The organism is Rhodococcus sp. AH-ZY2 (genome assembly GCF_030916465.1).
In the GTDB taxonomy this organism is placed as follows: Bacteria; Actinomycetota; Actinomycetes; order Mycobacteriales; family Mycobacteriaceae; genus Rhodococcus; species Rhodococcus ruber.
Window position 1 is genome coordinate 3,347,451 of the sequence record NZ_CP126458.1, and the last position, 22,381, is coordinate 3,369,831.

The 22,381-nt window shown below is 71.7% G+C and carries 22 protein-coding genes; 8 read left to right on the plus strand and 14 right to left on the minus strand.

The features are described from left to right. The first annotated feature begins 2 nt into the window (after window positions 1–2). Both QNA09_RS16165 and QNA09_RS16170 read left to right on the plus strand, forming a co-directional pair. The gene (locus tag QNA09_RS16165; protein ID WP_119700322.1) at window positions 3–356 is read left to right on the plus strand and encodes a GntR family transcriptional regulator; all 354 of its coding nucleotides are present in this window, start codon (window positions 3–5) and stop codon (window positions 354–356) included. Further along, complete coding sequence (locus QNA09_RS16170; protein WP_119699916.1) at window positions 353–1,366, plus strand: DUF1648 domain-containing protein; 1,014 nt, start codon at window positions 353–355, stop codon at window positions 1,364–1,366. The genes QNA09_RS16165 and QNA09_RS16170 overlap by 4 nt, the downstream gene beginning before the upstream one ends. A gap of 75 nt (window positions 1,367–1,441) precedes the next feature. Here QNA09_RS16170 and QNA09_RS16175 read toward each other — a convergent pair whose 3' ends face one another. Beyond that, window positions 1,442–3,010 (minus strand): HD domain-containing phosphohydrolase, encoded by a 1,569-nt coding sequence (locus QNA09_RS16175; protein ID WP_119699917.1) that lies wholly within the window; start codon window positions 3,008–3,010, stop codon window positions 1,442–1,444. Window positions 3,011–3,135: 125 nt separating this feature from the next. Here QNA09_RS16175 and QNA09_RS16180 point away from each other — a divergent pair, with 125 nt between their 5' ends. Both QNA09_RS16180 and QNA09_RS16185 read left to right on the plus strand, forming a co-directional pair. Further along, complete coding sequence (locus QNA09_RS16180; protein ID WP_119699918.1) at window positions 3,136–3,867, plus strand: hypothetical protein; 732 nt, start codon at window positions 3,136–3,138, stop codon at window positions 3,865–3,867. Between the two features lie 123 nt (window positions 3,868–3,990). After that, window positions 3,991–4,350: a hypothetical protein gene (locus tag QNA09_RS16185; RefSeq protein WP_374121862.1), complete on the plus strand. Its 360-nt coding sequence runs from the start codon at window positions 3,991–3,993 to the stop codon at window positions 4,348–4,350. A gap of 59 nt (window positions 4,351–4,409) precedes the next feature. On the opposite strand, the gene QNA09_RS16190 is transcribed toward QNA09_RS16185, so the two are convergent. Genes QNA09_RS16190 through mftA form a run of 7 tightly spaced genes read right to left on the minus strand, consistent with a single transcriptional unit; the run spans window position 4,410 to window position 12,064 of the window. After that, on the minus strand, window positions 4,410–6,380 hold the full coding sequence (locus QNA09_RS16190) for a mycofactocin system FadH/OYE family oxidoreductase 2 (protein WP_119699920.1): 1,971 nt from the start codon (window positions 6,378–6,380) through the stop codon (window positions 4,410–4,412). After that, complete coding sequence (locus tag QNA09_RS16195) at window positions 6,377–7,189, minus strand: mycofactocin-coupled SDR family oxidoreductase (RefSeq protein ID WP_017679990.1); 813 nt, start codon at window positions 7,187–7,189, stop codon at window positions 6,377–6,379. Before QNA09_RS16195 ends, QNA09_RS16190 begins: the two co-directional genes overlap by 4 nt. A gap of 37 nt (window positions 7,190–7,226) precedes the next feature. After that, entirely contained in the window at window positions 7,227–9,125 is a 1,899-nt protein-coding gene (locus QNA09_RS16200) for a mycofactocin system FadH/OYE family oxidoreductase 1 (protein WP_308071978.1), read from the minus strand. A gap of 16 nt (window positions 9,126–9,141) precedes the next feature. Next, window positions 9,142–10,317 (minus strand): pre-mycofactocin synthase MftD, encoded by a 1,176-nt coding sequence (gene mftD, locus QNA09_RS16205; protein ID WP_010591950.1) that lies wholly within the window; start codon window positions 10,315–10,317, stop codon window positions 9,142–9,144. 37 nt (window positions 10,318–10,354) lie between these two features. Next, window positions 10,355–11,602: a mycofactocin radical SAM maturase gene (gene mftC, locus QNA09_RS16210; protein ID WP_010591951.1), complete on the minus strand. Its 1,248-nt coding sequence runs from the start codon at window positions 11,600–11,602 to the stop codon at window positions 10,355–10,357. A gap of 46 nt (window positions 11,603–11,648) precedes the next feature. Continuing rightward, window positions 11,649–11,984, minus strand: coding sequence for a mycofactocin biosynthesis chaperone MftB (gene mftB / locus QNA09_RS16215; protein WP_010591952.1), 336 nt, complete (start codon window positions 11,982–11,984; stop codon window positions 11,649–11,651). Further along, on the minus strand, window positions 11,969–12,064 hold the full coding sequence (gene mftA / locus QNA09_RS16220; RefSeq protein WP_010591953.1) for a mycofactocin precursor MftA: 96 nt from the start codon (window positions 12,062–12,064) through the stop codon (window positions 11,969–11,971). The genes mftB and mftA overlap by 16 nt, the downstream gene beginning before the upstream one ends. A gap of 124 nt (window positions 12,065–12,188) precedes the next feature. Here mftA and mftR point away from each other — a divergent pair, with 124 nt between their 5' ends. Continuing rightward, window positions 12,189–12,848 (plus strand): mycofactocin system transcriptional regulator, encoded by a 660-nt coding sequence (gene mftR / locus QNA09_RS16225; RefSeq protein ID WP_010591954.1) that lies wholly within the window; start codon window positions 12,189–12,191, stop codon window positions 12,846–12,848. Further along, window positions 12,845–13,654: a mycofactocin oligosaccharide methyltransferase MftM gene (gene mftM, locus QNA09_RS16230; protein ID WP_010591955.1), complete on the plus strand. Its 810-nt coding sequence runs from the start codon at window positions 12,845–12,847 to the stop codon at window positions 13,652–13,654. The genes mftR and mftM overlap by 4 nt, the downstream gene beginning before the upstream one ends. A gap of 127 nt (window positions 13,655–13,781) precedes the next feature. On the opposite strand, the gene QNA09_RS16235 is transcribed toward mftM, so the two are convergent. Together QNA09_RS16235 and QNA09_RS16240 are read right to left on the minus strand one after the other, a co-directional pair. After that, a complete protein-coding gene (locus tag QNA09_RS16235) occupies window positions 13,782–15,416 on the minus strand; it encodes an ABC transporter permease (protein ID WP_017679993.1) in 1,635 nt (544 codons plus the stop codon). Further along, complete coding sequence (locus QNA09_RS16240; protein ID WP_010591957.1) at window positions 15,413–16,375, minus strand: ABC transporter ATP-binding protein; 963 nt, start codon at window positions 16,373–16,375, stop codon at window positions 15,413–15,415. Before QNA09_RS16240 ends, QNA09_RS16235 begins: the two co-directional genes overlap by 4 nt. A 155-nt stretch (window positions 16,376–16,530) precedes the next feature. Between QNA09_RS16240 and QNA09_RS16245 the strand changes: the two genes are divergently transcribed. After that, window positions 16,531–17,748 carry a lipase family protein gene (locus QNA09_RS16245; RefSeq protein WP_043804041.1) on the plus strand — a complete coding sequence of 406 codons (1,218 nt, stop codon included), beginning with the start codon at window positions 16,531–16,533 and terminating at the stop codon, window positions 17,746–17,748. Between the two features lie 25 nt (window positions 17,749–17,773). Here QNA09_RS16245 and QNA09_RS16250 read toward each other — a convergent pair whose 3' ends face one another. Genes QNA09_RS16250 through QNA09_RS16260 form a run of 3 tightly spaced genes read right to left on the minus strand, consistent with a single transcriptional unit; the run spans window position 17,774 to window position 21,050 of the window. Then, complete coding sequence (locus QNA09_RS16250; protein WP_010591960.1) at window positions 17,774–18,442, minus strand: response regulator transcription factor; 669 nt, start codon at window positions 18,440–18,442, stop codon at window positions 17,774–17,776. Further along, entirely contained in the window at window positions 18,439–19,878 is a 1,440-nt protein-coding gene (locus QNA09_RS16255) for a sensor histidine kinase (protein ID WP_010591961.1), read from the minus strand. The genes QNA09_RS16250 and QNA09_RS16255 overlap by 4 nt, the downstream gene beginning before the upstream one ends. After that, window positions 19,875–21,050 carry an iron-containing alcohol dehydrogenase gene (locus tag QNA09_RS16260; RefSeq protein WP_010591962.1) on the minus strand — a complete coding sequence of 392 codons (1,176 nt, stop codon included), beginning with the start codon at window positions 21,048–21,050 and terminating at the stop codon, window positions 19,875–19,877. The genes QNA09_RS16255 and QNA09_RS16260 overlap by 4 nt, the downstream gene beginning before the upstream one ends. 217 nt (window positions 21,051–21,267) lie before the next feature. Between QNA09_RS16260 and QNA09_RS16265 the strand changes: the two genes are divergently transcribed. Then, window positions 21,268–21,720: a hypothetical protein gene (locus QNA09_RS16265; RefSeq protein ID WP_230831626.1), complete on the plus strand. Its 453-nt coding sequence runs from the start codon at window positions 21,268–21,270 to the stop codon at window positions 21,718–21,720. Here the strand turns inward: QNA09_RS16265 and QNA09_RS16270 are convergent. Next, entirely contained in the window at window positions 21,701–22,327 is a 627-nt protein-coding gene (locus tag QNA09_RS16270; RefSeq protein WP_017679995.1) for a carboxymuconolactone decarboxylase family protein, read from the minus strand. The genes QNA09_RS16265 and QNA09_RS16270 overlap by 20 nt on opposite strands. Window positions 22,328–22,381 lie beyond the last annotated feature (54 nt).

The window sequence follows — 22,381 nt, forward strand, 5'->3', positions numbered from 1 at the left end:
CCGTGCTAATTCGACTGGACCCGAACTCGCCGGACCCGCTGTTCGTGCAGCTGGCTGCGGCCGTGCGCGGCGCGGTGGCCCGCGGCGAGGTCCGAGCCGGCGAGCGCCTTCCCGGTGCACGCGACCTGGCCGCCTCGCTCGGCCTCAACGTGCACACCGTGCTGCGGGGCTATCAGCAGCTGCGCGACGAAGGCCTGGTGGAGCTGCGTCGCGGACGCGGTGCGGTCGTCACTGATCGCGCCGAAACCGGCTATGCCGCTGTTCATTCCGCCGTCGTTCAGGCCGTCGCGCACGCCAAGCGCGTCGGTCTGAGCGCCGACGCCCTCGTCGACCTGATCAGAGCGGAGTACCGATGACAGACGATCCCGGCACCGGACGGCGCCCAGCCGGCCGCATCCTCCTCAGCTCCACGGTCGCCCCGCTGGCCGTCGCCGCCGCGGGCGCACTCGTGCTCCGGAACTGGCGTGCGCAGTTACCGGATCCGATCGCGACACACTGGAACCTCGACGGCGCCGCGGACGGATTCGCCGGACTCCCCGCGGCGATCGCACTGGTGCTGGGGTTCGGTGCGCTGTTCGCCGCTCTCGGTTTCGGTCTCGCCCGGGCTGCCGCCGCCGATCCCGCCCTCACCCGCGCGGTCGCCGCGACCGCCACGGGCACCGTCGCTTTCGTGACCACCCTGATCGTGCTGGCGACCGGCTCGCAACGGGGTCTCGCGGACGCCGCCGTGGCCGCACCGCCGGGAACGTCGCTCCTCGCCGCACTCGGCGTCGGCCTCGCCCTCGGGGCCGGCGCCGCCGCGGCGATACCACGGTGGTCGCGTGGACCCGCCACTCCCCCGGCCGCGGAGGCGCCGCGAATTCCGGTCGGCACAGACGAACTCGTGGTGTGGACCCGCTCGGTGGCCACCGGCAACCTCACGACGAGCGTGCTGGTCGCGGCGATCGGCCTCGTCGCGGCGATCGGTGTGCTCACCCAGCTGTGGATCCTGCTGGGCCTGGCCGTGCTGCTCGCGGTGCTGGTGGCTGCGACCTGCTCGATCCGCGTCACCGTCGACGCCCGCGGGGTCACCGTCGCGGGAGTGTTCGGGTGGCCGCACCTGCACACTGCGCTCGGTGACATCGCCTCCGCCTCCGTCACCGACGTGGCACCCCTGAGGCACTTCGGTGGCTACGGATACCGCGTGGCGGTGCTCGGCCCGCTGCGCGGTGCACGAGGGTTCGTCCTGCGCGGCGGCCCCGCCCTGGTGCTGCACCGGCGCGACGGCGTGCGCACCCTGGTCGTGGTCGAGGGCGCCGCGACCGCCGCCGGACTCGTCAACAGTCTCGTGGAGCGGACAGGCGGCAGGATCGACCCGAGCCGCTGAACCCGGACGCCCGGGCCGGGGCGAGCACCTCGACAACCGGCTGTGCACCGTTCGTAGCCTCGGCCCGTTCGCGGTTCACCACGCCAGTCCGAGGTCGACGGCGGCCAGCCCGGCCCGCGTGCGGTTGTCCACTCCGAGCTTGGCGTAGACGCGCTCGACGTGGTTGCGGGCCGTCTTCTGGGCGATGCACAGTTCGTCGGCGATCTGCCGGTTGGAGCGGCCGCGGGCGACGAGCCGCAGCACCTCCACCTCCCTGGCGGTCAGTCCGGCCGGCCAGGGCGCGCGTCGCACCTGCCGGTGCCCGGCCGCCGTCAGCACCGCCTCGACGGCCTCGGCGTCGAGGCGGCCGCCGCGGGCCTCCTGCCGCAGGCGCTCCCCGGCGCGGTCGTGCGTGAGCGCCTCACGATGCGGCCGGGGCTCCCCGAATCGCTGGTACGTCTCCGCCGCGGCGAGGAGCCGATCGGCGACACTGAGGTCGCGGCCGCGGACGCCGTTGGGATATCCGGAGCCGTCGAGGCGTTCGCGGTGCGTGGTCGCGACGGTGACGACGTCTTCCATGCCGGTGACACGGCTGAGGATCCGCCCGGTCAGGTACGGGTACAGCCGGACCCGTTCCCATTCGGTGGCGGTGAGCGGGCCGGGCTTCTCCCAGATCCGGTTGGACACCCCCATTCGCCCGAGACCGTGGACGAGACCGGCCCGGTAGAGCACCTCGATGTCCGTCTCCGGCAGGCCGCGCAGGCGGCCCGCCGTCGCCGCCAGGTCCGCCACCGACCTCGAATGCCCAAGCAGGAAAGGAACTTTCAGGTCGACGAAGTCGGCCATCGCGCGCAGCAGCTCGTCGAGTTCGCCGCCGGCGAGGACACACTCACGGTCGGGTGCCCGACCCAGTGCCGCCACCCATGCGTCCTGTTCGAGCAGATCATGGGTGAACTCGTCCGCGCCCTCCCGGAACACCCGTGCCACCCGCGGACAGAACTGGGTCCCGCTGCGCGCTCGTGCGACCTCGACGGCCCGCCCCGGCCCGCCCGCCCGCAGATGGACCTCGCAGACCTCCGCCAGGTGCACGATGTGCATCTCGAGCGGGATGTCGTCGCCACGCACCCCCGCGGGCAGGCCGGCACCGTCCCATCGTTCGAACGCGTACGCCAGGGCCGCACCGACCTGCCGGTCGAGGCCCACCCGGTCGGACAGCGCTCCCGCCGAGGCGCAGTGCGAACCGATCAGTTCGGCCATGCGACGGCGGGCGGTCAGCAGGAACGCGGCGACCTCGAGTCCGCGACGCGGCCCGTCGAGCCCGCGCCCGACGTGGCTCGTCAGCATCCGCAGGAACGGCAGCCCCGTCATGTCGACCCCGTAGGTGTCGGCGCGGAGCGCGATGTCGTCGCCGAACAACTGCGCCAGTTCGTGCGAGTCGGCGTGGCATCCGATCCAGGCGACGAGGTTCGCGTAGTAGACGACGGCCTGCTGTCGGGCGTCCAGGCCCATGCGCTCGGCGATCCGTCCGGCCAGCACGGCGGAGCGGAGCATGTGTTCCATGGGCTGCCCCAGGCCCAGGTCGATCGCCAGGGACAGCGCTGCGAGCAACTCGGCACGCCGCGGCCCGGCCCGCGGCCCCGGAGACGGCTCGCTCCTGCGCTGCACGGCCCCATTGTCCTCCGCTGCGGGAGCCGGGGTGCCCGGCGGGCAAAGATGAGGCATCGGCCCCATGCCTTCCGGACACGACGCGGCGCACGATCGGAACAAGCGAAACGCCGAAGGAGGACGACATGAAGACCACGCCGCAAGCAGCCGCCGAGGAGCCTCGTGCCCTGGCCCGGGTCGCCGGTGAGCGGTTCACCGGATATGCGGTGATCGGTGCACCGTTCGCCAGCGGGCACTGTCTGGCACTGCGCCGGTTCACCGCCGGGTCGGTGGGCCCGGCCTTCACCGCGGTCTGGCACCGCGACCCGGACGGCCGGTGGACCGTCTACAGCGATGTCGCGCCGGAGCACGGATGCGCCCGCTATCTCGGCGCCGCCCTCAGCCGGACGGTGCGCACCGACGTCGCCGCCGAATGGACCGACCCGTCCCGATTGCACATCACGGCGGGCGACGACGTGGTCTGGGACGTACAGGTGACCTCGTCGCCGTCCACCGCCCTGGCAACCCTGGCCGGCCGGCTCCTGCCCGAGCGGGCACGGCACAATCCCGCGGTCCTGGCCGGGGTGGCGCGTGTCGCCGGTCCGGTCCTGGGCGCCGGCCGGATCCGCCTCACCGGCGACGTGCCGAACGGACAGTGGTTCCGTGCCGCACCGCGCCGGTTGTGGTCCGTCCGCACCCTCTCCGCGACGGTGCGTGGCGTCGACCTCGGCGCCGACGGGCCGCTGCCCGAACAGGAGCGGCTCGGCGATTTCCGCATCCCCCAGCGCGCCCTGTTCGCGACCGTCGACGCCTGGTTCGAACCGTTCGACCCCGAGCGGCACGCACCGGCGTGCCCGGGCGGTGCGCTCACCTGCTGACCCGCGCCGGCACTTGCGCGTGCGATGATCTTGTGGACCATCGAGGGGGTGCCATTGACTGAAAGCATCGTGCCGGCGACGAGTAGACGAACCACACGGGGAGCGTCCGACGATCCCGTGTACGTGCCGCTGCGCAGCGTCTCCGGAGCGGCGACGACGCTACAGGAGGCGGTGGCGCGACAGAGCGCCACGGACTACTACGAGGTCCGCGAAGCGATGGACGCGGAGTACTACTGGCGCGCCGTGGTGCAGACCTTCCAGATCGCCGACGAGTCGTTCCTGCACGCCTCCCGCGGCACCCAGGACGGTGCCGACATCTCCGCCCACGTGATGGCCCGTGCTGCGGACTGGGTAGCGAAGACGGAACTGGCCGTGGAGGGCACCCGGATGTACGGGGCCCTGGTCGCGTTCACGCAGGGCGTGGGCGACGGGTATGCGGCGGTCGAGTCCTGGGCCGAGGCCACCAAGCGCGCGAGCCGATAGGCCGCTGCGCGGCCCGTGCGTCCTTTGGGTTGCTCCTGCCGCCCAAAGGACGCACCGGGCTACAGCCCTACCGCGGCGCGCTCGCCCTCCACGATCGCGGCGTCCGCGCGCCGCGGGGTGAGCGCATCGCCGATCCGCACGACGTGGAAGGCGCTGCCGCGCAACGCCGTCCAGAGTTCGTCCACCGGATCCTGATGGGTGGCCACCACCACCGCATCCACCGTGCGCAGGTGCGCGACGGCGGTCGGGTGGTGCCGCAGCGCGACGTCGAGCCGGCCGTCACGCTCGGCGACGGTAGTGACGAGTGTGTCGGTCAGCTGTTCGATGCCGTGTGCGTGCGCCCGGCGGGTCCAGCCCTCCATGTCGAGGGTCAGCCCGAGGTCCTGGCCGACGATCATCCCGGCCGTGCAGACGGTGACCGCGGCGCCGCGGCCGGCGAGCAACTCCGCCACGGACGTCGCGTGGTGGAAGCCCAGGTCGTCGACGACGAGGACGTCGCCGTGCGGTGACACCCGGTCGTCGAGGACGTCGCGGACGTCGACGACGAGGCCGGTGTCGCCGGCCCAGTCCGGGCGCCGCGGTCGCGCACCGGTCGCGACGACGACCGCGTCGGGATGCGCGTCGCGCACGACCGCGGCGTCGACGTGCACGCCGGTGCGGATCTCCACGCCCGCGCGCCGGCACTCGATCTCGAGACTGCGGACCAGACCGCCGAGCTCGCCGCGGCCCGGCGCGGTTGCGGCCGTGCGGATCTGCCCGCCCAGCACATCCGCGCTCTCACAGAGGGTGACCCGGTGCCCGCGCTGCGCGGCGGTCGCGGCGGCGCGCAGCCCGGCCGGGCCGCCACCGACGACGAGGATCCGCCGGCCGGGCCGGCGAGGATCGGGCAGCGGCTGCGCCTCGCGTCCGGCGCGAGGGTTGGCCACGCAGCCGATCCACCGCCCGAGGCCGACCCGCCCGATGCACTCCTGGTTGCAGGCCAGGCACGGGCGCACCGCCTCGTCCTCGCCGGCGAGGGCTTCGGCGGCGAAGTCGGGATCGGCGATCTGGCCGCGCACGACGCCGAGGAGGTCGCAGCGCCCGGCGGCGAGCGCCGCCTCGGCCTGCGCCGGGGTCGTGAAGCGACCGACGCCGACCACCGGCAGGCGCACCCGCCGCCGGATCGCGTCGGGCACGAAGAGCGCGTAGCCGTGCGGCGTCGCCATGGACGCCTCGATCAGGTGCAGCGTCTCGGTGGCCACGCCGATCGAGGTGTTGACGTAGTCGACGTGCCCGCTGTCCTCGACCAGGGCGGCGAGCGCGACTGCGTCGTCGAGGGTGATCCCGCCGTCGGTGCCGTCGTGCCCGCTGAGCCGGACCCCCACGACCAGGCCGGGCCCGACGGCCGCGCGCAGCGCCGCGACGACCTCGAGCAGGAACCGTGCCCGGTTCCGGAGCGGGCCGCCGTACCGGTCGGTGCGGCGGTTGGTGCCGGGCGACAGGAACTGCCGCACGATCGACGCCTGCGAGCACTGCAGTTCGACACCGTCGAACCCGCCGGCACGGCAGTGTGCGGCGACGCGGGCATACCCGTCGACGAGCTCGCGGATCTCGTGCTCCTCGACGGCCTTGGGCACCTCCCGGAACAGCGGGTCGGGCACGGCGCTCGGGGCCCACAGCGGCAGGCCGGTGTACATGCCGGAGCCCTGGGCGCCGTTGTGGTTGAGCTGCGCGAGGATTCGCCCCCCGTGGCCGTGCACGGCCTCGGTGATGCGCCGGTACCCGGGCACCACGGCGGGGTCGTAGCCGCGGATGAGCTTCTCGTAGGGCCGGTCCGTCGGATGCACGGTGTGTTCCTCGGAGACGATCAGACCGGCCCCGCCGCGCGCCCGCGCGGCGTAGTAGGCGGCGTGCTGTGCGGTCGGCAGGCCGTCGACGGCGAAGTTGGTCAGGTGCGCGGAGAACACCACCCGGTTGCGCAGCGTGACCGGGCCGAGCCGCAGCGGGGCGGCCAGCCGCGGGTACGGTCGGGCGGAGCGGGGCTCGCTCACACCTTCGAGTTCCCCTGGTCGAGGGCCATCTGGCTGCCGGTGATCGTCCTGGCCCGGTCGCTCGCGAGGAACAGCACGGCCTCGGTGATGTCGTCGACGTCGGCGATCGGCTTCTCGGTGAGGATCGGCGCGAAGCTCGGCAACCAGTGCGGGTACTTCTCGAACATCTTCAGCGCACCCTGGTCGGTGCCCATCGGCGTGTTCACGCCGTAGGGGTGGATGGAGTTGACCCGGATGCGGTACTCGCCGAGCTCCTTGGCGGCGGTCTGGGTCAGGCCGACGAGGCCGAACTTCGCAGCGGCATAGTTGGCCTGGCCGGGCATGGCCTTCAGACCCGCGACGGAGCTGACGACGACGATCGACCCGCCGTTGCCGGCCTCGATCATGGCGGGCGTGGCGGCCTTGAGGGTCTTGAAGACGCCGGTGAGGTTGATGTCGATCAGTTCCTCGAACTGCTCGTCGGGCATCTCCCAGAAGCGGTTCCAGTTGCAGATGCCCGCGTTGGCGACGACGACGTCGAGGCGGCCGAACTGGGCGACGCCCTCGTCGACGACGGCCTGCAGGGTGGCGCTGTCGCGGACGTCGGCGATGCGGGCGTGGATCTTCGCGCCTTCGGCCTCGACGAGCTGGACGGTTTCGTGGAAGTCGGCTTCGGTGACCGGCGCGTACGTGTTGTACGCCGAGACGGGTCCGGCGATGTCGACGCCGATGATCGAGGCGCCCTCCCGCGCGAACCGGATCGCGTGGTTGCGGCCCTGGCCGCGCGCGATACCCGTGATGAACACGACCCTGCCGTCGAACTCGCCCATGTGCCGATCCTTCCGATCCCCAGCATTTTGGAACAGGTTACAGTTCGGATCCGAGTGCGTGGCCCTCGTGTACCGCGTGGTGGACACTGCGCGGCGCGAGGCAGTCCCCGATCCGCACGAGCCCGGTGCGGTAGAGGCTGTCCTCCGGCAGGCCCGGGGCGCAGTCGACGAGCAGCGCGCCCGCGACGTCGGTGCGCTGCCCGGTCAGCCGGTGCTCGAGTTCGACGGCGTCGGCGCCGACCCGGCGCACGGTGACCCCCAGATGCCGGGTGACTCCCGCTCGCTGGAGCCGGGCGTTGGCCGCGACCAGGTCGCCCGTCGGCGCGAGCCGGGCACCGGCGATCGGGTCCGTCGTCGCATACGAGACGTCGTACCCCTGGGCGGCGAGTTGTTCCGCGATGCCCACGGCGACGGGCCCGCCGACCGGATCCCACACCACCACCGGCCGCACGGGGATCGGGCCGCCGGCGAGCAGCCCCGCGGCGGTCACGACGTGCCCGTCCTCCGCCGGGTACTCGGGGGGCCGGTCGCGGCTGCCGGTCGCGAGCACGACGACCGTCCCCTGGGCGGCGGCCGCGTCGAGGTCCGCGGCGGCGACGGCGCTGCGGGTGTCGATCCGCACGCCGAGCGCGCGGCAGCGGACCTCGAGCCAGTCGACGAGTGCGGAGAGCGTGTCGCGTCCCGTGCCCACCGCCGCGGTGCGCAGCATCCCGCCCACGCGCCCGCCGCGTTCGACGAGACGGACCCGGTGACCGCGTTCGGCCAGCACGCGGGCGGCCTCGAGCCCGGCAGGTCCCCCACCGACGACGAGGACGTCGCGCGTCACGGCCGCCGGGGGCTGCGGAGTGCGGGTCTCGTGCCCGGCCTCCGCGTTGCCGATGCAGCCGACCCGGGGATTGCGGAAGTCGCGCACCAGGCAGGCCTGATTGCATCGCACGCACGGCCGGGGGGTGTGCCCGTCGCGCACGGCGGCGACGAGGTCCGGATCGGCGATCTGCGCGCGGGTCATCTCCACCAGGTCGCACACTTCGTCGTCGAGGGCGCGCTGCGCGGCGACGGGCTCGACGATGCTGCCCTGCAGGACGACGGGCACGGCGCCGGCGACGGCGTCGCGGAGGGCGCGGCACAGCCCGGTGTTGAACCCGGCCGGGGTGTGGGCGTCGGGCCGGTACACGCCGGGGGCGTAGAGTCCGCCGCGCACGACGGTGAGCAGATCCAGGTGCGGGGCGAGCACGGACGCGTGACCGGCGGCCTGCTCCGGTGTGATGCCGGCCCAGGGCGCCTCCTCGTCGCAGCTCAGGCGCAGCGCCAGGATCCGGCCGGGACCGAGTTCGGCGCGCACGGCCGCGATCACCTGTCGCAGCAGCAACGACCGGTCGGCACCGTAGCGGTCGGTGCGCCGGTTGGTCAGTCCCGAGAGGAACTGGCGCAGCAGCGAGTTCGGCCCCGCGTCCAGCTCGATTCCGTCGACGTCTGCCGCGACCGCGACGGCGGCGGCGGCGGCGAACCCCTCGACCAGCTCCCCGATCTCGTCGTCGCCGACCTCCATCGGCAGTTCGCGCCCGGCCGGGTCGGCCACCCGCGACGGTGCCCACAGCGGAGCCTGCGTCCACGCACTCGACCCCTGCAGGCCGGCATGGCCGAGCCCGGCCAGCACGAGGGTGCCGTGGGGCCGGCACGCGGCGACGATCGACGCCCATCCGGGGCCGCCCTCCGCGGCCAGGGGTGCCCGCTCGTACGGCTGGTCGTGCGGGTGCACGGAGGCGACCTCGGTGACGAGCAACCCGGCTCCGCCGCGGGCGCGGCGCTCGTAGTACGCCACGTGTTCAGGCGAAAAGGCCCTCCCCACACCGAGGTTGGTTTCGTGCGGTCCGAAGAGCACCCTGGCCGGCGCGTCGCGGCCGGCCAGGGTGATCGGTTCGGTGAGAGTGCCCATCGGCAGAGGGGACCGCTCAGATTCCGAGGTCGCGCCGGAAGTTCGGCGGGACGACGATGTCGTCGGGGGTCAGCTCGTGGATCGACGTCTTGCCGAGTCCGATGAGCGCCGAGCCGATGCCCCCGGCGAGGATGTCGAGGACGTTCTCCACGCCCGCCTGCCCGTTGGCGGCGAGGCCCCACAGGTACGCGCGGCCGATCAGGACGGCCTTGGCGCCGAGCGCGAGGGCCTTGACGACGTCGCTACCGCGCCGGATGCCGCCGTCGAGCAGCACCTCCACGTCCTTGCCGACCGCGTCGGCGATCGCCGGGAGCGCGCGGATCGGGGCCGGGGTGCCGTCGAGGTTGTTGCCGCCGTGGTTGGACACCGAGATCGCGGTGACGCCGGCGTCGACTGCGCGCTTGGCGTCGTCGACCCGCATCACGCCCTTGAGCATGAACGGCGCGTCGCCCCACTGCTCGCGCAGCCACGCGACGTCCTCCCACGTGGGCAACGGGGTGCCCATCCATTCACCGTAGGCGCCGAAGAACGTCGGCGCGCTGCCACCGGGCGGCGTCAGGTTCGGCGTGGTCAGGTCCGGCACCTTGCCGGTCTTGGCCCAGTCGAGCAGCCAGCTCGGCCGCAGGATGCCCTCGGGTGCGAACCGGAACATCGCCTTGAGGTCCATCTTCTCCGGGATCGCGGGGCTGCCCCAGTCCCGGCCGTTGGAGAACGACCAGTCCAGGGTCATGATCAGGCCCTTGGCGCCGGCCGCCCGGGCGCGCTCCATCCGCTGGACGAGCACGTCCCGGCTGCCCACCCAGTACATCTGGAAGAAGGTCTTGTCGTTGGCGGCGGAGACCTCTTCGATGGACTTGCTCGCGAACGAGCTCAGACCCATCGCGACGCCGCGGGCCGCGGCGGCACGGGCGACGGCGACCTCGCCGTCGGGGTGCACCGCCTGCACTCCGGTCGGGGAGATCAGCACGGGCATGCCGACGTCCTGCCCCATGACGTGGGTGCCCATCTCGCGCTTGTCGGACAGGCCCGCGACGTGCGGGGCGAAGCCGAGCTCGGCGAACGCGGCCGTGTTGTCCTCGACGGTGATGCCCTTCTCGGAGCCGGCCACGAGGGCCCCGTAGACGGACTTGGGGAGCTTCTTCTTCGCGCGTTGCTGCGCGACCGCAACGGTTTCGAACCAGTCGTTGCCCATGGGGGATCTGCCTCTCGTACTGCGGGGAAGGCGCCGGCTACTGCATTCCGGCGAGCGGGTTCTCGTCGCACGCCCGCGACGGCGGGCGCACCATCAGCTTCAGGGGGACGGGGGCGCGCGGGGTGCGGCGCTCGCCGGTGCGGGAATGGTCGACACTGGACTTGGGCACGGTGCGGTCGGCGCTGAGCGCGGATTCGCCGTAGCCCTGGACACATTCGGGGTCCGGCCCGTCCATCGGCAGACCGGTGAAGAACTTGGCGGCCATGCAGCCGCCGCGGCACGAATCGTAGAACGTGCACTTGCTGCACGCACCGCCGGTCTGCGGGGAGCGCAGCTCGGTGAACAGTTCCGAATGCTGCCATACCTGCTGGAATCCGCCGTCGGACAGGATGTTTCCGGCGAGGAACTTGTCGTGGATCGCGAACGGGCAGGCATAGACGTCGCCGACCGGGTCGATCAGGCACACCACCCGGCCCGCGCCGCACAGGTTCAGCCCCGGCAGCGCGCCGGCACCGTCGGCCCCGCCGAACGCGGACAGGTGGAAGAACGAGTCGCCGGTGAGCACGCCCTCGCCGTGGGCGACGAGCCAGTTGTAGAGCTGGCGTTGCTGCTCGTGGGTGGGGTGCAGGTCGTCCCACACGTCCACGGCGCGGCCCGACGGGCGCAGCCGGGTGATGCGCAGGGTGGCGCCGTACCTGTCGGCCAGGGCCTTGAACTCGTCGAGCTGGTCGACGTTGTGGCGGGTGACGACGACGGAGATCTTCGCGTCGCGGAAGCCCGCCTCGGCGAGATTCTCGAGTGCCCGTACGGCCATCGCGAACGAACCGGGGCCGCGCACGGCGTCGTTGACCTCGGCGGTGGCGCCGTCGAGCGAGATCTGCACGTCGACGTAGTCCGAGGCCGCCAGCCGCGCGGCGACCTTCTTGTCGATCTTGACGCCGTTGGTGGAGAACTTCACGCCCACCTGGTGTTCCGTGGCGTAGTCGACGAGCTCCCAGAAGTCCGAGCGCACGGTCGGCTCGCCGCCGCCGATGTTGACGTAGAACACCTGCATGCGCTGCAGCTCGTCGATGATGGCCTTGCACTGTTCGGTGGTCAGCTCACGCGGGTCCCGCCGACCGGACGAGGACAGGCAGTGCACGCACGACAGGTTGCAGGCGTAGGTCAGCTCCCACGTCAGGCAGATGGGGGCGTCGAGGCCCTTCTCGAACTGGTCGACCAGGCGGCCGACCTTCGGTGGGGCGGAAGCGTCTCGTACTGCGGCGGATTCGAGCACTGAGGTCATGGGCTGCGTCCTCGTCGGTGGCGGGCGGGAGGTGTGCGGGCAGGGTCTAGGCCGGCACGATCATGTGGGAGTCGGCCAGCGTGGCCAGCGCACGCAGGTACGGACGCTGCGCGGGCTCGTCGATTCCGTGGGCAGCGAGCGCAGCCCGTACGGACGGATGCTGATCGAGGGTTTCGACGACCCGGACGATCGTGGTGTTCTTCAGGAACGAGAGCTTGCGGGTCCCGAAGTGGTAGAGCAACGCCCCGAACGGCTCGGGGCGAAGCGCTACCTGCGGGTGCAGCCTCCACGTCGTGTCCGGATCGAACCCTGCCGAGTCGTCCTCGGTCGAGTCGATCACGGTGGCGGCGGCGTCGGCGGGCACGATCAGTACACGCCGCACATGCCGTCGATGGAGACCTCTTCCACGAGGGACTCCTCGATCAGGTCGGACTCGACGACGCTGTTGTCACGATCGGACATGACATTCCTCCTCGGATGGGGACTCCACGGTCGGAGTCGGTCGTCACAGGCCTGTTGCGCTGTGACTCGGTTCACCACTGTAATGGCATCGAGTGCAGAATGTCACCCATGGAAGGCTCACACCATGCGTAGCCGCCGGAAACCGTCCGCTCGGATAGGTCGTCGCCCCTCCACCTCGAGGGAGGGCCTCAGTGCGATCGGCATCGAACTGTTCCGCACCCAGGGGTTCGACGAGACCAGCGTCGACCAGATCGCGGAGACCGCGGGAATCGCCCGGCGCACCTTCTTCCGGTACTTCCCGTCCAAGAACGCCGTGCCCTGGGGCGACTTCGACGCCCATCTCGAGCAGATGCGCGCCCATCTCGACGCCCTGCCGCCCGAGGTGCCCCTCGCCGAGGCACTGACCTCGGCACTGCTGGACTTCAACACCTTTCCCGCCTCGGAGGCGACGTTGCACCGCGACCGCATGGGCCTGATCCTGCGGGTCCCGGCGCTGCAGGCGTACTCGGTGGTGATGTACGAGGGCTGGCGCCGCGTGATCGCGGAGTACGTCGCGCACCGCATCGGAGGCGCCACGGAGGACCACTACCCGCGCACCGTGGGCTATCTCGTCCTCGGCGTCGCGATGGCGGCGTACGAGCAGTGGCTCGCCGACGACTCCCTCGCCCTGCCCGATCTCTTGTCGGCCGGCATGCGCGCCCTCTACAGTGGCCTCGACGCGGCCGCGCCGTCCATCACCGGCCCCGACGTCCCCACCTCATCGAAAAAGGCTGCGCTGCAATGACTGTGCTCGACTCTCTCGCCCCCTGCCCGACCGGCCGGTGGTCGCACGCCCACGTCACGGTGGAACGGGTACCTGCGGGCCCGATCTCGCTGCGGCGCGACGCGGGACGACTGCACGTCACGCATTCCCTCGGACCGGAGGATCTCAGCGAACGCCTGGTCGCCGACGTCACCGCCTCGATCGCCGGCAGCGACCTCGGCCGGGAGGAGTTCGAGCTGACGATGGTCGGGCTGGTGCGCTCCACCGTGCCGGGCGCCCTCGATTCGTGGGTCACCTACTACCGCAACTCGCTGACCGAACTGCTCGACGGCACGGCCGAGTTCGCCCCGATCCACGACAAGGCCGCCGAACTCGTCCGTGGCCGCGTCCTCGATCTCGGCTCGTGCTTCGGGTTCCTCCCCCTGCGCCTGGCCCGCGCCGGGGTCGCCGTGACCGCCACCGACATCCTGCCCGGCACCATGACCCTGCTCGACGCGGTCGCGCCCCGCCTCGGCCTCGCGGTGGACACCCTCGTGTGCGACGCGGCCCACGTGCCCGTGCCCGACGACAGCGCCGATACCGTCACCGCGATCCACCTGCTCGAGCACGTCGACGCGGCCACCGGCGCGGCGGTCGTCGCCGAGGCGCTGCGGATCGCCCGGGAACGCGTGGTGATCGCCGTGCCGTTCGAGGACGAGGCCACGGCCTGCCACGGCCACGTACGCACGTTCGACCTGCCGGCCCTGCACACCCTCGGCGAATCGACCGGCCGCGCCTTCGAGGCCTTCGAACACCACGGCGGCTGGCTCGTGCTCGACGCGCGGTGACCGAAGGGCCTTGTGACCGAACGGCGCGGTGACCGAACGCCTTGTGACCGAACGCCTTGTGACCGAATGTCACATCGCGTCGGTCACATCGACGCGATGTGACATTCGGCCGCGCACACGGGGCGGGTCACTGGACGACGAGATCGCGACGGCGCAGCGCGCCGACCCCCGCCGTCGCCGTGAGCACCGCGAGACCCAGCAGGACCAGCAACGGCAGCACCCGCATCTCCGCGGCCGGCACCGGGGGTACGTGGACGAACGGCGACAGGTCCAGCACCGCCTGCGGCAGGTCCAGCAGGACGCCGAGCTGCCCGAGGAGCAACCACACGGCGAAGACACCCCATGCGACGCTCGAGGCGCGCCGCGGCACCACGCCCACGCACAGCACCGCCATCGCCCCCACCAGGAGAACGGCCGGGACGAACGCCAACGACGCCGGCAGCAGGTTGCCGAGCGATCCGGTGACGTCGCCGACCGTCAGACCGTACGAGACCGCCAGCGTGACGCCCGTGACGACCTGCAGCACGATCACCCCGATCGTCACCATGCCGATGTGGGCGAGCATCCACGGCACCCGGCCCAGGGCCGTCGACAGCAGCGGCTCGACCCGCCCGGATGTCTCCTCGCTGTGCGTCCGCAGCACGGCCTGCACCGCGTACCCGCTGGTGAACAACGCCATCATCAGGAAGATCATCGCGAAGTACGCGTCGGTGAGGGCCTGCGCCCCGCCGCCGAGCTGCTTCATCATGTCGGCGACGGCGCCGCCCTCGTCGAGGAAGTTGTCCATCTCGTTCGCGACGCTGCCGTACGTCGCGGCGAGAACGACGATGCCGAACGCCCACCACATCAAGGTCGTGCGCTGCACCCGCCACGCGAAGCCCCACGCGGTGGGCAGCCATGCCGCCGCGCGGTCCGGTCCCGGGCGCGGTTGCACCAGCCCGGCACCGTGGTCGCGCCGTCCGGTCAGCTCGTACGCGGACCACGTCGCCGCGACGGTGAACATCACGAACAACACCAGGATCCACCAGGCGTCCTCGTCGAACGGCCGGATCTGCTGCGCCCACCCGATCGGCGAGAGCCACGACAGCCACATGCTCGTGACGCTGACCCCGTCGGGATCGACGGTGCCGGCGCTGTCACCGACGGCGCGGAGCAGGAATGCGAACCCCAGCGCGGCACCGGCCAGTCCGTTCGCGGCCCGGGCCCCCTCGACGACCTGCGCGCTCACCGCCGCGACGGCCGCGAACGCGATCCCGGCCGCCGCCGTCGCCGCCCCGAGTGCGACGGATCCGGACAGCGGCAGTCCGAAACCCAGGGAGACGATCGCGAGCAGCAGCGCGAGCGCGACATTCGCCGCTGTGGCCACGATCAGGGCCGCCGTGAGCAGGGCACGCCGACCGACCACACTGGCGCCGACGAGCTCCGCGCGGCCGGTCTCCTCGTTCTGCCGGGTGTGCCGGACCACGGCCATCGTGCTCATCAGACCCGCCCCCAGGGCCAGGAACAGCAGGGTCTGCGCCGCGACGACCGCGCCGAGGCTGTCCCCGGAGACCAGGCCGTTGGTGGCCAGCACCACCGGCGACACGGCGGAGCTGACGGCGATGAGGTGCAGGTCCTCCTCGGTCGGATAGAGCCCCTTCAAGCTCGACACCGAGATCGCGTACACGATCGTGATCGTCACCAGCCACACCGGCAGCTGCACGCGGTCGCGGCGGGCCGCCAGACGCACCAGCCGGCCGGTGCCGACGAATGCGGCACTCATGCGCCGTCCCCGTCGCCGACGGCCGGGCGGCCGTGTGCGAGGTGCTCGCCGGGGACGTGGATGTGCTCGCCGGGCAGGTCGTCCCCGTAGTGCCGCAGGAACAGTTCCTCGAGGGTGGGTGGGGTACTGGTGAGCGACGTGATGCCGAAGTCGAGCAGCTCGCGCAGCACCGCGTCCATCCGGGCCGTGTCGACCTCGCAGCGCACCCGCAGGCCGTCGACCTGCAGGTCGTGCACCCCGGGGACCGCTTCGAGCCCGGCCACCGGGCGCACGGTGTCGGCGACCACCGACGTGCGGGTCAGGTGTCGCAGTTCGGTCAGCGTGCCGGATTCGACGGTGCGGCCCTGCCGGATGATGGTCACCCGGTCGCACAGCGCCTCGACCTCGGCGAGGACGTGGCTCGACAGCAGCACCGAGCACCCGTCGGCGACGGCCTCGCGGACGCAGTCCCGGAACACCTCGTCCTTGAGCGGGTCCAGACCCGAGGTGGGCTCGTCGAACAGGAACAACTCCACATCCGAGGCGAGCGCGGCGACGATCGCGACCTTCTGCCGGTTGCCCTTGGAGTACGTGCGGGCCTTCTTGGTGGGATCGAGCTCGAAGCGTTCGAGCAGTTCGGCACGGCGGCGTTCGTCGATGCCGCCGCGCAGGCCGGCGAGCAGGTCGATCGCCTCCCCGCCGGTGAGGTTGGGCCACAGGTTGACCTCGCCGGGTACGTACGCGAGCCGCCGGTGCAGGTCCACCGCGTTGCGCCACGGGTCGCCCCCGAGCAGTTCGACCCGGCCGGAATCCGCACGCAGCAGCCCGAGCAGAATGCGGATCGTGGTGGACTTGCCGGATCCGTTCGGGCCGAGGAATCCGTGCACCTCGCCTCGGCGGAGCTCGAGGTCGAGACCGTCGAGAGCCCGAGTGGTTCCGAACGACTTGACGAGCTGTTCCACGGAGATCGCCGTCGACATGCTGCCGAGGCTACGCCCATTCGGGGGTCCGTGTGGCGACGATCCGCACAGCGCACGGGGTCGGGTGAACCCTCGCAAATCGGTCGTTTAGGCTTCGCCGGGATCGCTGATTTTCGAGGAACGGCACCGGTCGGTGCGCTGGAGAGGTGGGGGACGTGGCCGCACGGTTCGGTCGGGGAATCCGCAATGCGTCGGTCGGCGCGGCGGCGGTGTGCGCCATCGTCGCCGGAACCGGAACCGCGGGTGCCGCACCCGTCTATCCGGTGCCGCCGGCCGATCCGTTCTACCGCGCGGCCGCCGACATCACCCACGCACCGGCCGGCGATGCGCTCGAGGTGCGGCGCGTGCCCGCACCACCCGGCATCCTCGACGTCGAGGCGTGGCAGGTGCGGTTCCGGTCGACGGATTCGACCGGCCACCCGATCCCTGCGGTGACGACGGTCCTCGCCCCCGTCGGCAAGGCTCCGGACGGTCCGCTGCTGTCGTTCCAGCACGTCATCAACGCCCTCGGCACGCACTGCGCGCCGTCGCAGACGCTGTGGACGAGCGACCCGGATCTCGCCGTCCGGGAGGCTCCGGCCCTCAACGTGGTGCTCCGGCGGGGCTGGACGGTCGCGATCCCGGACCATCTCGGACCGAACAGCGCCTACGGCGCGGCTCGCCTCGGCGGGCAGATCACCCTCGACGGCATCCGCGCGGTGCAGCAGGTACCCGAGCTGCAGCTCGCCCACAGCCCGGTCGCGCTGGCGGGGTACTCCGGCGGCGGGATGGCCACCGGGTGGGCCGCGGCACTGGCTCCGACCTACGCCCCCGACCTGAAACTGGTGGGTGCGGCGATGGGCGGGGTGCCGATGAACATCCGCAAGATGGCCGAGGCGCTCGGCGAGAACCCGCACCCCGCCTTCGGTCTGGCGTTCGCGGCCGCGCTGGGTCTCGAACGCGAGTACCCCGAACGGATGCGGATCAGCGCCGACCTGACCCCTGCGGGTGTGGCGATGCGCGACGCCCTGGCCGACGCCTGCACCAACGACATCCTCGCGCGCGGTGCCGGTGGCAGCCTGCGGCAGGTGAGCACCAATGCCCACCTGGCCGACGATGCCGACGCGGTCGCCGTCGCGGAGGAGAACAGCCTCGAGCTGTACCCGGGCGTGCCGACGGTGCCCGTGTTCGAATGGCACAGCCCCACCGACGCACTCGTCCCGGTGGACTCCATCGACGCGACGCTCGACCGCTACTGCGCCGCGGGCGCGCCGGTGCGCCGCGTCGAGACCCCCAGTCCCGACCACATGTCGGCGGCGGTGCTCGGTCTGCCGGACGCGTTCGAGTTCCTGGGCGAGCGGTTCGACGGAGCACCGGTCACCGGAACCTGCTGAGTCTGGCCTGTCACCGCACTGCGCGTCAGATCAGGCCGCGCTTGCTGGCGGCGTACACGGCCTCGGCGCGGCGGCTCACGCTCAGTTTGCGCATGATGTTGCTCACGTGGAACTTCACCGTGGTGCCCGAGATGAAAAGGCGCTCACCGATCTTGGAATTGGACAGGCCCGCAGCGAGCAGCCGCAGCACCTCGAGTTCGCGCTCGGTGAGTTGTTCCTGCGGCGTGGTCTGCCCGTTGAGGGAACGCACCACCGCCGCGGCGCTGCGCGAGTCGAAGGCACTCTCGCCGCGCGACACCGCGCGGATCGCACGCACCAGCTCGGTCGTGTCGACGTCCTTCACGACGTACCCGCGTGCCCCGGCGTGCACGGCACGCACGACCAGCTGCTCGTCGAGGAACGTGGTGAGCACCAGCAGACCCAGCCCCGGGTGGGCCGCCGACAGCTGCCCGCACAACGTCAGCCCCTCGTAGTCCGACCCGGCGGAGAGCTTCAGGTCCATCAGGACGATGTCGGGCCGGACCCGGCCCACGAGGGTGAGCGCCTCGGCCTCGTGCGAGGCCTCGCCGACCACCTCGAGGTCCGGCTCCCGCTCGAGTATCGAGCGCAGCCCCTGGCGCAGGATCGCGTGGTCGTCGACGAGGACGATGCGGACCGTGCGATTCACCGTCCCGGCCGGGGTTGCCACGTTCATCGCTGATCTCCTGTCCGCGCCGCGGGTGCCGGCGCCGCACTGTTCCCGCTGGTTCCGGTCGTCTCGTCGGCGTCCCGCTCCGCGTCGACCGCCGGTTCGGGCACCGGGATGCGCACCGCCACCCGGACCCCGCCGAGGCGGGCGCGACGCACCTCGAGAGTGCCACCGAGCTCGTGCGCGCGGGCCTGCATGTTCGCCAGCCCGCGATGGCGGCCGTCCCAGTCGTTGTCCGCGGCGAGGCGCAGCATCAGCCGCATCCGCGCCGGGTCGCCGTCCCCGTCGTCGGCGACCGACAACAGCACCGAGTCCGGCCGGTAGGTCAGCCGCAGCACCACGCGCCGGGCGTTGGCGTGCACCGCGGCGTTGAACAGCGCCTCCCCTGCGATGCGCAGCAGCGAATGTTCGGCTTCGCCCGGCAATTCGACCGGCGGGCCGCCCACCCGGACGGTGATGTCGAGTTCGCCCGGCGTGTGCGCGCTGCACAGCTGTTCGAGCATCTCCGGCAGCGACGTGCGATCCGAGTCGGACGGGTGGTTGAGCGCGTAGATCGCCGAGCGCAGCTGCTCGACCGCGCGCCGGGTGAGCTCCTTGGCCAGGTCGAGACGCTCGCCGCGCTCGGCGTCGGGAATGTCGCTGCGGCACACCTCGATCTGCATGCCGGCCGACAGCACGGCCTGGGTGACGCTGTCGTGCAGCTCCCGCGCGATGCGGTGACGTTCCTCGTCGAGCGCCTGGTGCCGATGCGCAGCACCGAGTTGCCGTTGGGTCAATTCCAGCTGGCGCAACGTCGCCTCGAGTTCGGCGTTGCGGGCCTGCAGGTCTGCCGCCGCGCGATTCGCCTCCTGGTAGGCCTGCTCGGCCCGCCCGAGCAGCAGCTGGCCCCGCTGGTAGAGCGCGGAATTCTGCAGGGCCACGGCGGTCTGGCTGGCGAGGATCGACAGCACGGCGTGGTCGGTGCCGTCGATGGTGCGGTGTTCGGGTGTCCACGCGGCGATCGCACCCGCCACCCCGCCGTCGAGGACGATGGGGACGAAGGCCCGATGGGTGTCGACGGTGGCGTCCCGGCCGATCGAGCCGGATCGGATGTCCTCGAGGCAGCGCACCACGTCGTCGGGCAGGGGTGGGCCTTCGACGTTGTCGACGAGGAACGGGGTGGCATCGGGTCCGAGGACCAGCCGGCGCGGCCCTGCGTCGGGCAGGGTCCTGTCGGTCAGGGCGAAGACCACCCAGCGGGCGCTCAGGTGGGCACGCGCGGCCTCCGCCACGGCGCAGATCAGGGTCTCGGGGCCCTCGACGGTGCGTACCAGGGCACGCGAGATCAGCTCGAGCGCGTGAACAACCCGCTCGAGACGTTCGGCGGCTCCGCGGTACTGGGGATAGAACGTGGGTTTGCCGGAACGCAGTCCGGTCAGTCGCGACAGGTCGGGAGCGGTCACAACGCCGCCCGGAACAGCGCGACCATCTGCTCGTGCGTCGCTTCGCGGGGGTTGGTGGACATGCACGCGTCGCGCAGCGCGCCCGCGGCCAGACGTTCGAGGTCGGTCGCCTGCACCCCGAGTTCCCGCAGTCCGCGCGGCACCCCGACCTCGCGGGCGAGCCGTTCGACCCGGTCCGCGACGGCGAGTGCGGCCTCCACGGCCGGACCGCGGTGCTCGTCGAGCCCGAGCGCCCGGGCGATCGCGACGAACGGCTCGGGATCGGAGGCTGCGTTGAACCGGATGACGTGCGGGAGGAGCACTCCGTTGATGACGCCGTGCGGCAGGTCGAGCAGACCCCCGACCTGGTGGCTCATCGCGTGCGCGGCACCGAGGATCGCGTTGGTGAACGCCAGGCCGGCCTCGAGGCTGGCCTGCGCCATGATCGATCGGGCCGCCATCTCCCGGGGGTCTTCGATCGTGCGTACCAGCGTGTCGGTGACGAGACCGACGGCACGCAGGGCGTGGTGGTCGGTGAGCGGGTTGTGGGCGCGGGAGACGAACGCCTCCACGCCGTGGGTCAGGGCGTCCAGCCCGGTCGCGGCGTTCAGTTCGTCCGGCATGGTGGTCAGCAGCCGCGGGTCGATCACGGTCAGGTCCGGGACGAGTGAACGACCGATGATGGTGATCTTGGTGCCTCGGACGGTGTCGGTGACGACGCAGAACTGGGAGACGTCGGCGCCCGTCCCCGACGTCGACGGCACCACCACCATCGGTGGGATCGGAGCGGCCGCCCGGTCCACACCCTCGTAGTCGAGGATGCTGCCGCCGTTGGCGGCGAGCACCGCGATGCCCTTGGCGGCGTCGATCACCGAGCCGCCACCGAGCGCGACGAGCACGTCGCAGCCGTGGACGCGGTACGTCTCGTGTCCGGCGGTGACCTCGTGGTCCTTGGGGTTGGGGGTGAGATCACCCCACACGATCGGCGTGAGGCCCTGCTCGACGAGATGACCGCGCAGCTCGTCGACCCAGCCGGCCTCGATCAGCCCCGGGTCGGTGACCAGGAGGGGCCGGACCGCGCCGAGCCGAACCGCCGCGTGCGCCGCTTCGACCAGCGATCCGATCCCGAACACGATCTCCGGGGCGTGGAACTTGGCCAGCGTCGTCGCGGTGTGCTCCGATGCGACGGCCACTGCACACTCCTGACGATCCCGACTGCTGTGATCCAGCTTACGTGGCTTCCGAGCCTAGCCCCTCCACGACGGGTCGGCACCGGACCGAACGGCAGGGGCGATACCTGCCCGATCGGGTAGGTAGGTCCGAGTGTGGCCGGGCCTCCGCGAGCCGGCCGCGGGGTGAATACGAAGTGAATGCCACCACCGCGGCCTCCCCGAAAACGGGACATATAGGATGCACGTCGCAGGGGTGGACCGGATACGCAGGAAGCAGGCTGCGCACCGGCGGAAACGACCCTGGGAGAGCATCATCGACGACCGATGGATCGTGTGGTGGCACGAGGTGGACGGCGTCACGTGGCACGTCCACGACAACGAGGCCGCGGCGCTCGACTCGGCGTACCGGGCGCTCCACTCCGACCGGCGGGTCGGGGATCCGGTCATCGAACGCCCCAACCGCACCTTGGTGCTGGGCAGTGAGTTCGCCGCATACGTCCGGGCGCGGGAAGACGCGGAGGGCCGCACGGCGATCCGCGGCACCCACCGGGTCGAGATCCGGTACCCGCTCGGCGTGGACCGGTGGATCTCGCAGGGATGGACGTCGGAACGGCTCGCACGCGCAAATTACGACGAGGCCCTCGAGCACTTCCGCCCCGACCGGGTCCGGCTCACGAAGCGCGACCCCTGACCCGGTCGCCGGCCCACCTGTCGAACTCCACGAGCGGCGCACCGCGCACGCCGGAGATCGAAGCGTGCACGACGGACATCGGCAAGAACGCCAGGACGATCAGCAACATGGCGACCTCGTACGCCACGCTGCTGCGCGGATCCGGGCTCCCGTTCAACCGGCCGCGCAGCGCGGTCCACGCGATTCCGTGGACGTTGCCGACCATGATGGCCCGTATCGCTCCGAGGATCCCCTCGGCGGCGGACTTCCCGTACACGTCCACGAGGCGATCCCACGCCTCGGCCGTGGGGTTGCCCCGGGTGTCGGCATAGTGCTGGGCGAAAAGAACCGCAGCGACCTCGGAGTCGGGAACGTCGTCGAGGACCCCGGCCAGGATGTTCCGGATCTCGGCGCTGCTCATTCCGGCCCCGAGAGCGATCTTCGTGTGGGCGTAGGAGCAGGCGCCGCAGCCGTTCACCTCGGTCACCGCCAGCATGATCCGTTCGACGAACTCGGGGCTCAACTCGGCGCGCTTCCTGGCGCCGATCAGGTGCTTCATCGATCGAACGCCCCGGTAGAAGATCCAGTAGGCCTCACGGATCGAATAGTGCTTCTTCGCGAACTGCATCGTCGTCTTCCTCAACTGCGCCCGGGATGCCCGTGTGCCGGAGCACTCTCCCGT

Excerpts from the sequence above, each read along its gene's own strand:
- QNA09_RS16270 (WP_017679995.1), bottom strand. The coding sequence starts at position 22,327 with ATGCAGTTCGCGAAGAAGCACTATTCGATCCGTGAGGCCTACTGGATC.
- QNA09_RS16170 (WP_119699916.1), top strand. The coding sequence starts at position 353 with ATGACAGACGATCCCGGCACCGGACGGCGCCCAGCCGGCCGCATCCTC.
- mftA (WP_010591953.1), bottom strand. The coding sequence starts at position 12,064 with ATGTCCGATCGTGACAACAGCGTCGTCGAGTCCGACCTGATCGAGGAG.
- mftR (WP_010591954.1), top strand. The coding sequence starts at position 12,189 with ATGCGTAGCCGCCGGAAACCGTCCGCTCGGATAGGTCGTCGCCCCTCC.
- QNA09_RS16195 (WP_017679990.1), bottom strand. The coding sequence starts at position 7,189 with ATGGGCGAGTTCGACGGCAGGGTCGTGTTCATCACGGGTATCGCGCGC.
- QNA09_RS16180 (WP_119699918.1), top strand. The coding sequence starts at position 3,136 with ATGAAGACCACGCCGCAAGCAGCCGCCGAGGAGCCTCGTGCCCTGGCC.
- mftM (WP_010591955.1), top strand. The coding sequence starts at position 12,845 with ATGACTGTGCTCGACTCTCTCGCCCCCTGCCCGACCGGCCGGTGGTCG.
- QNA09_RS16265 (WP_230831626.1), top strand. The coding sequence starts at position 21,268 with ATGCACGTCGCAGGGGTGGACCGGATACGCAGGAAGCAGGCTGCGCAC.
- QNA09_RS16240 (WP_010591957.1), bottom strand. The coding sequence starts at position 16,375 with ATGTCGACGGCGATCTCCGTGGAACAGCTCGTCAAGTCGTTCGGAACC.
- QNA09_RS16250 (WP_010591960.1), bottom strand. The coding sequence starts at position 18,442 with ATGAACGTGGCAACCCCGGCCGGGACGGTGAATCGCACGGTCCGCATC.
- QNA09_RS16235 (WP_017679993.1), bottom strand. The coding sequence starts at position 15,416 with ATGAGTGCCGCATTCGTCGGCACCGGCCGGCTGGTGCGTCTGGCGGCC.
- mftD (WP_010591950.1), bottom strand. The coding sequence starts at position 10,317 with ATGGGCAACGACTGGTTCGAAACCGTTGCGGTCGCGCAGCAACGCGCG.
- QNA09_RS16200 (WP_308071978.1), bottom strand. The coding sequence starts at position 9,125 with ATGGGCACTCTCACCGAACCGATCACCCTGGCCGGCCGCGACGCGCCG.
- mftC (WP_010591951.1), bottom strand. The coding sequence starts at position 11,602 with ATGACCTCAGTGCTCGAATCCGCCGCAGTACGAGACGCTTCCGCCCCA.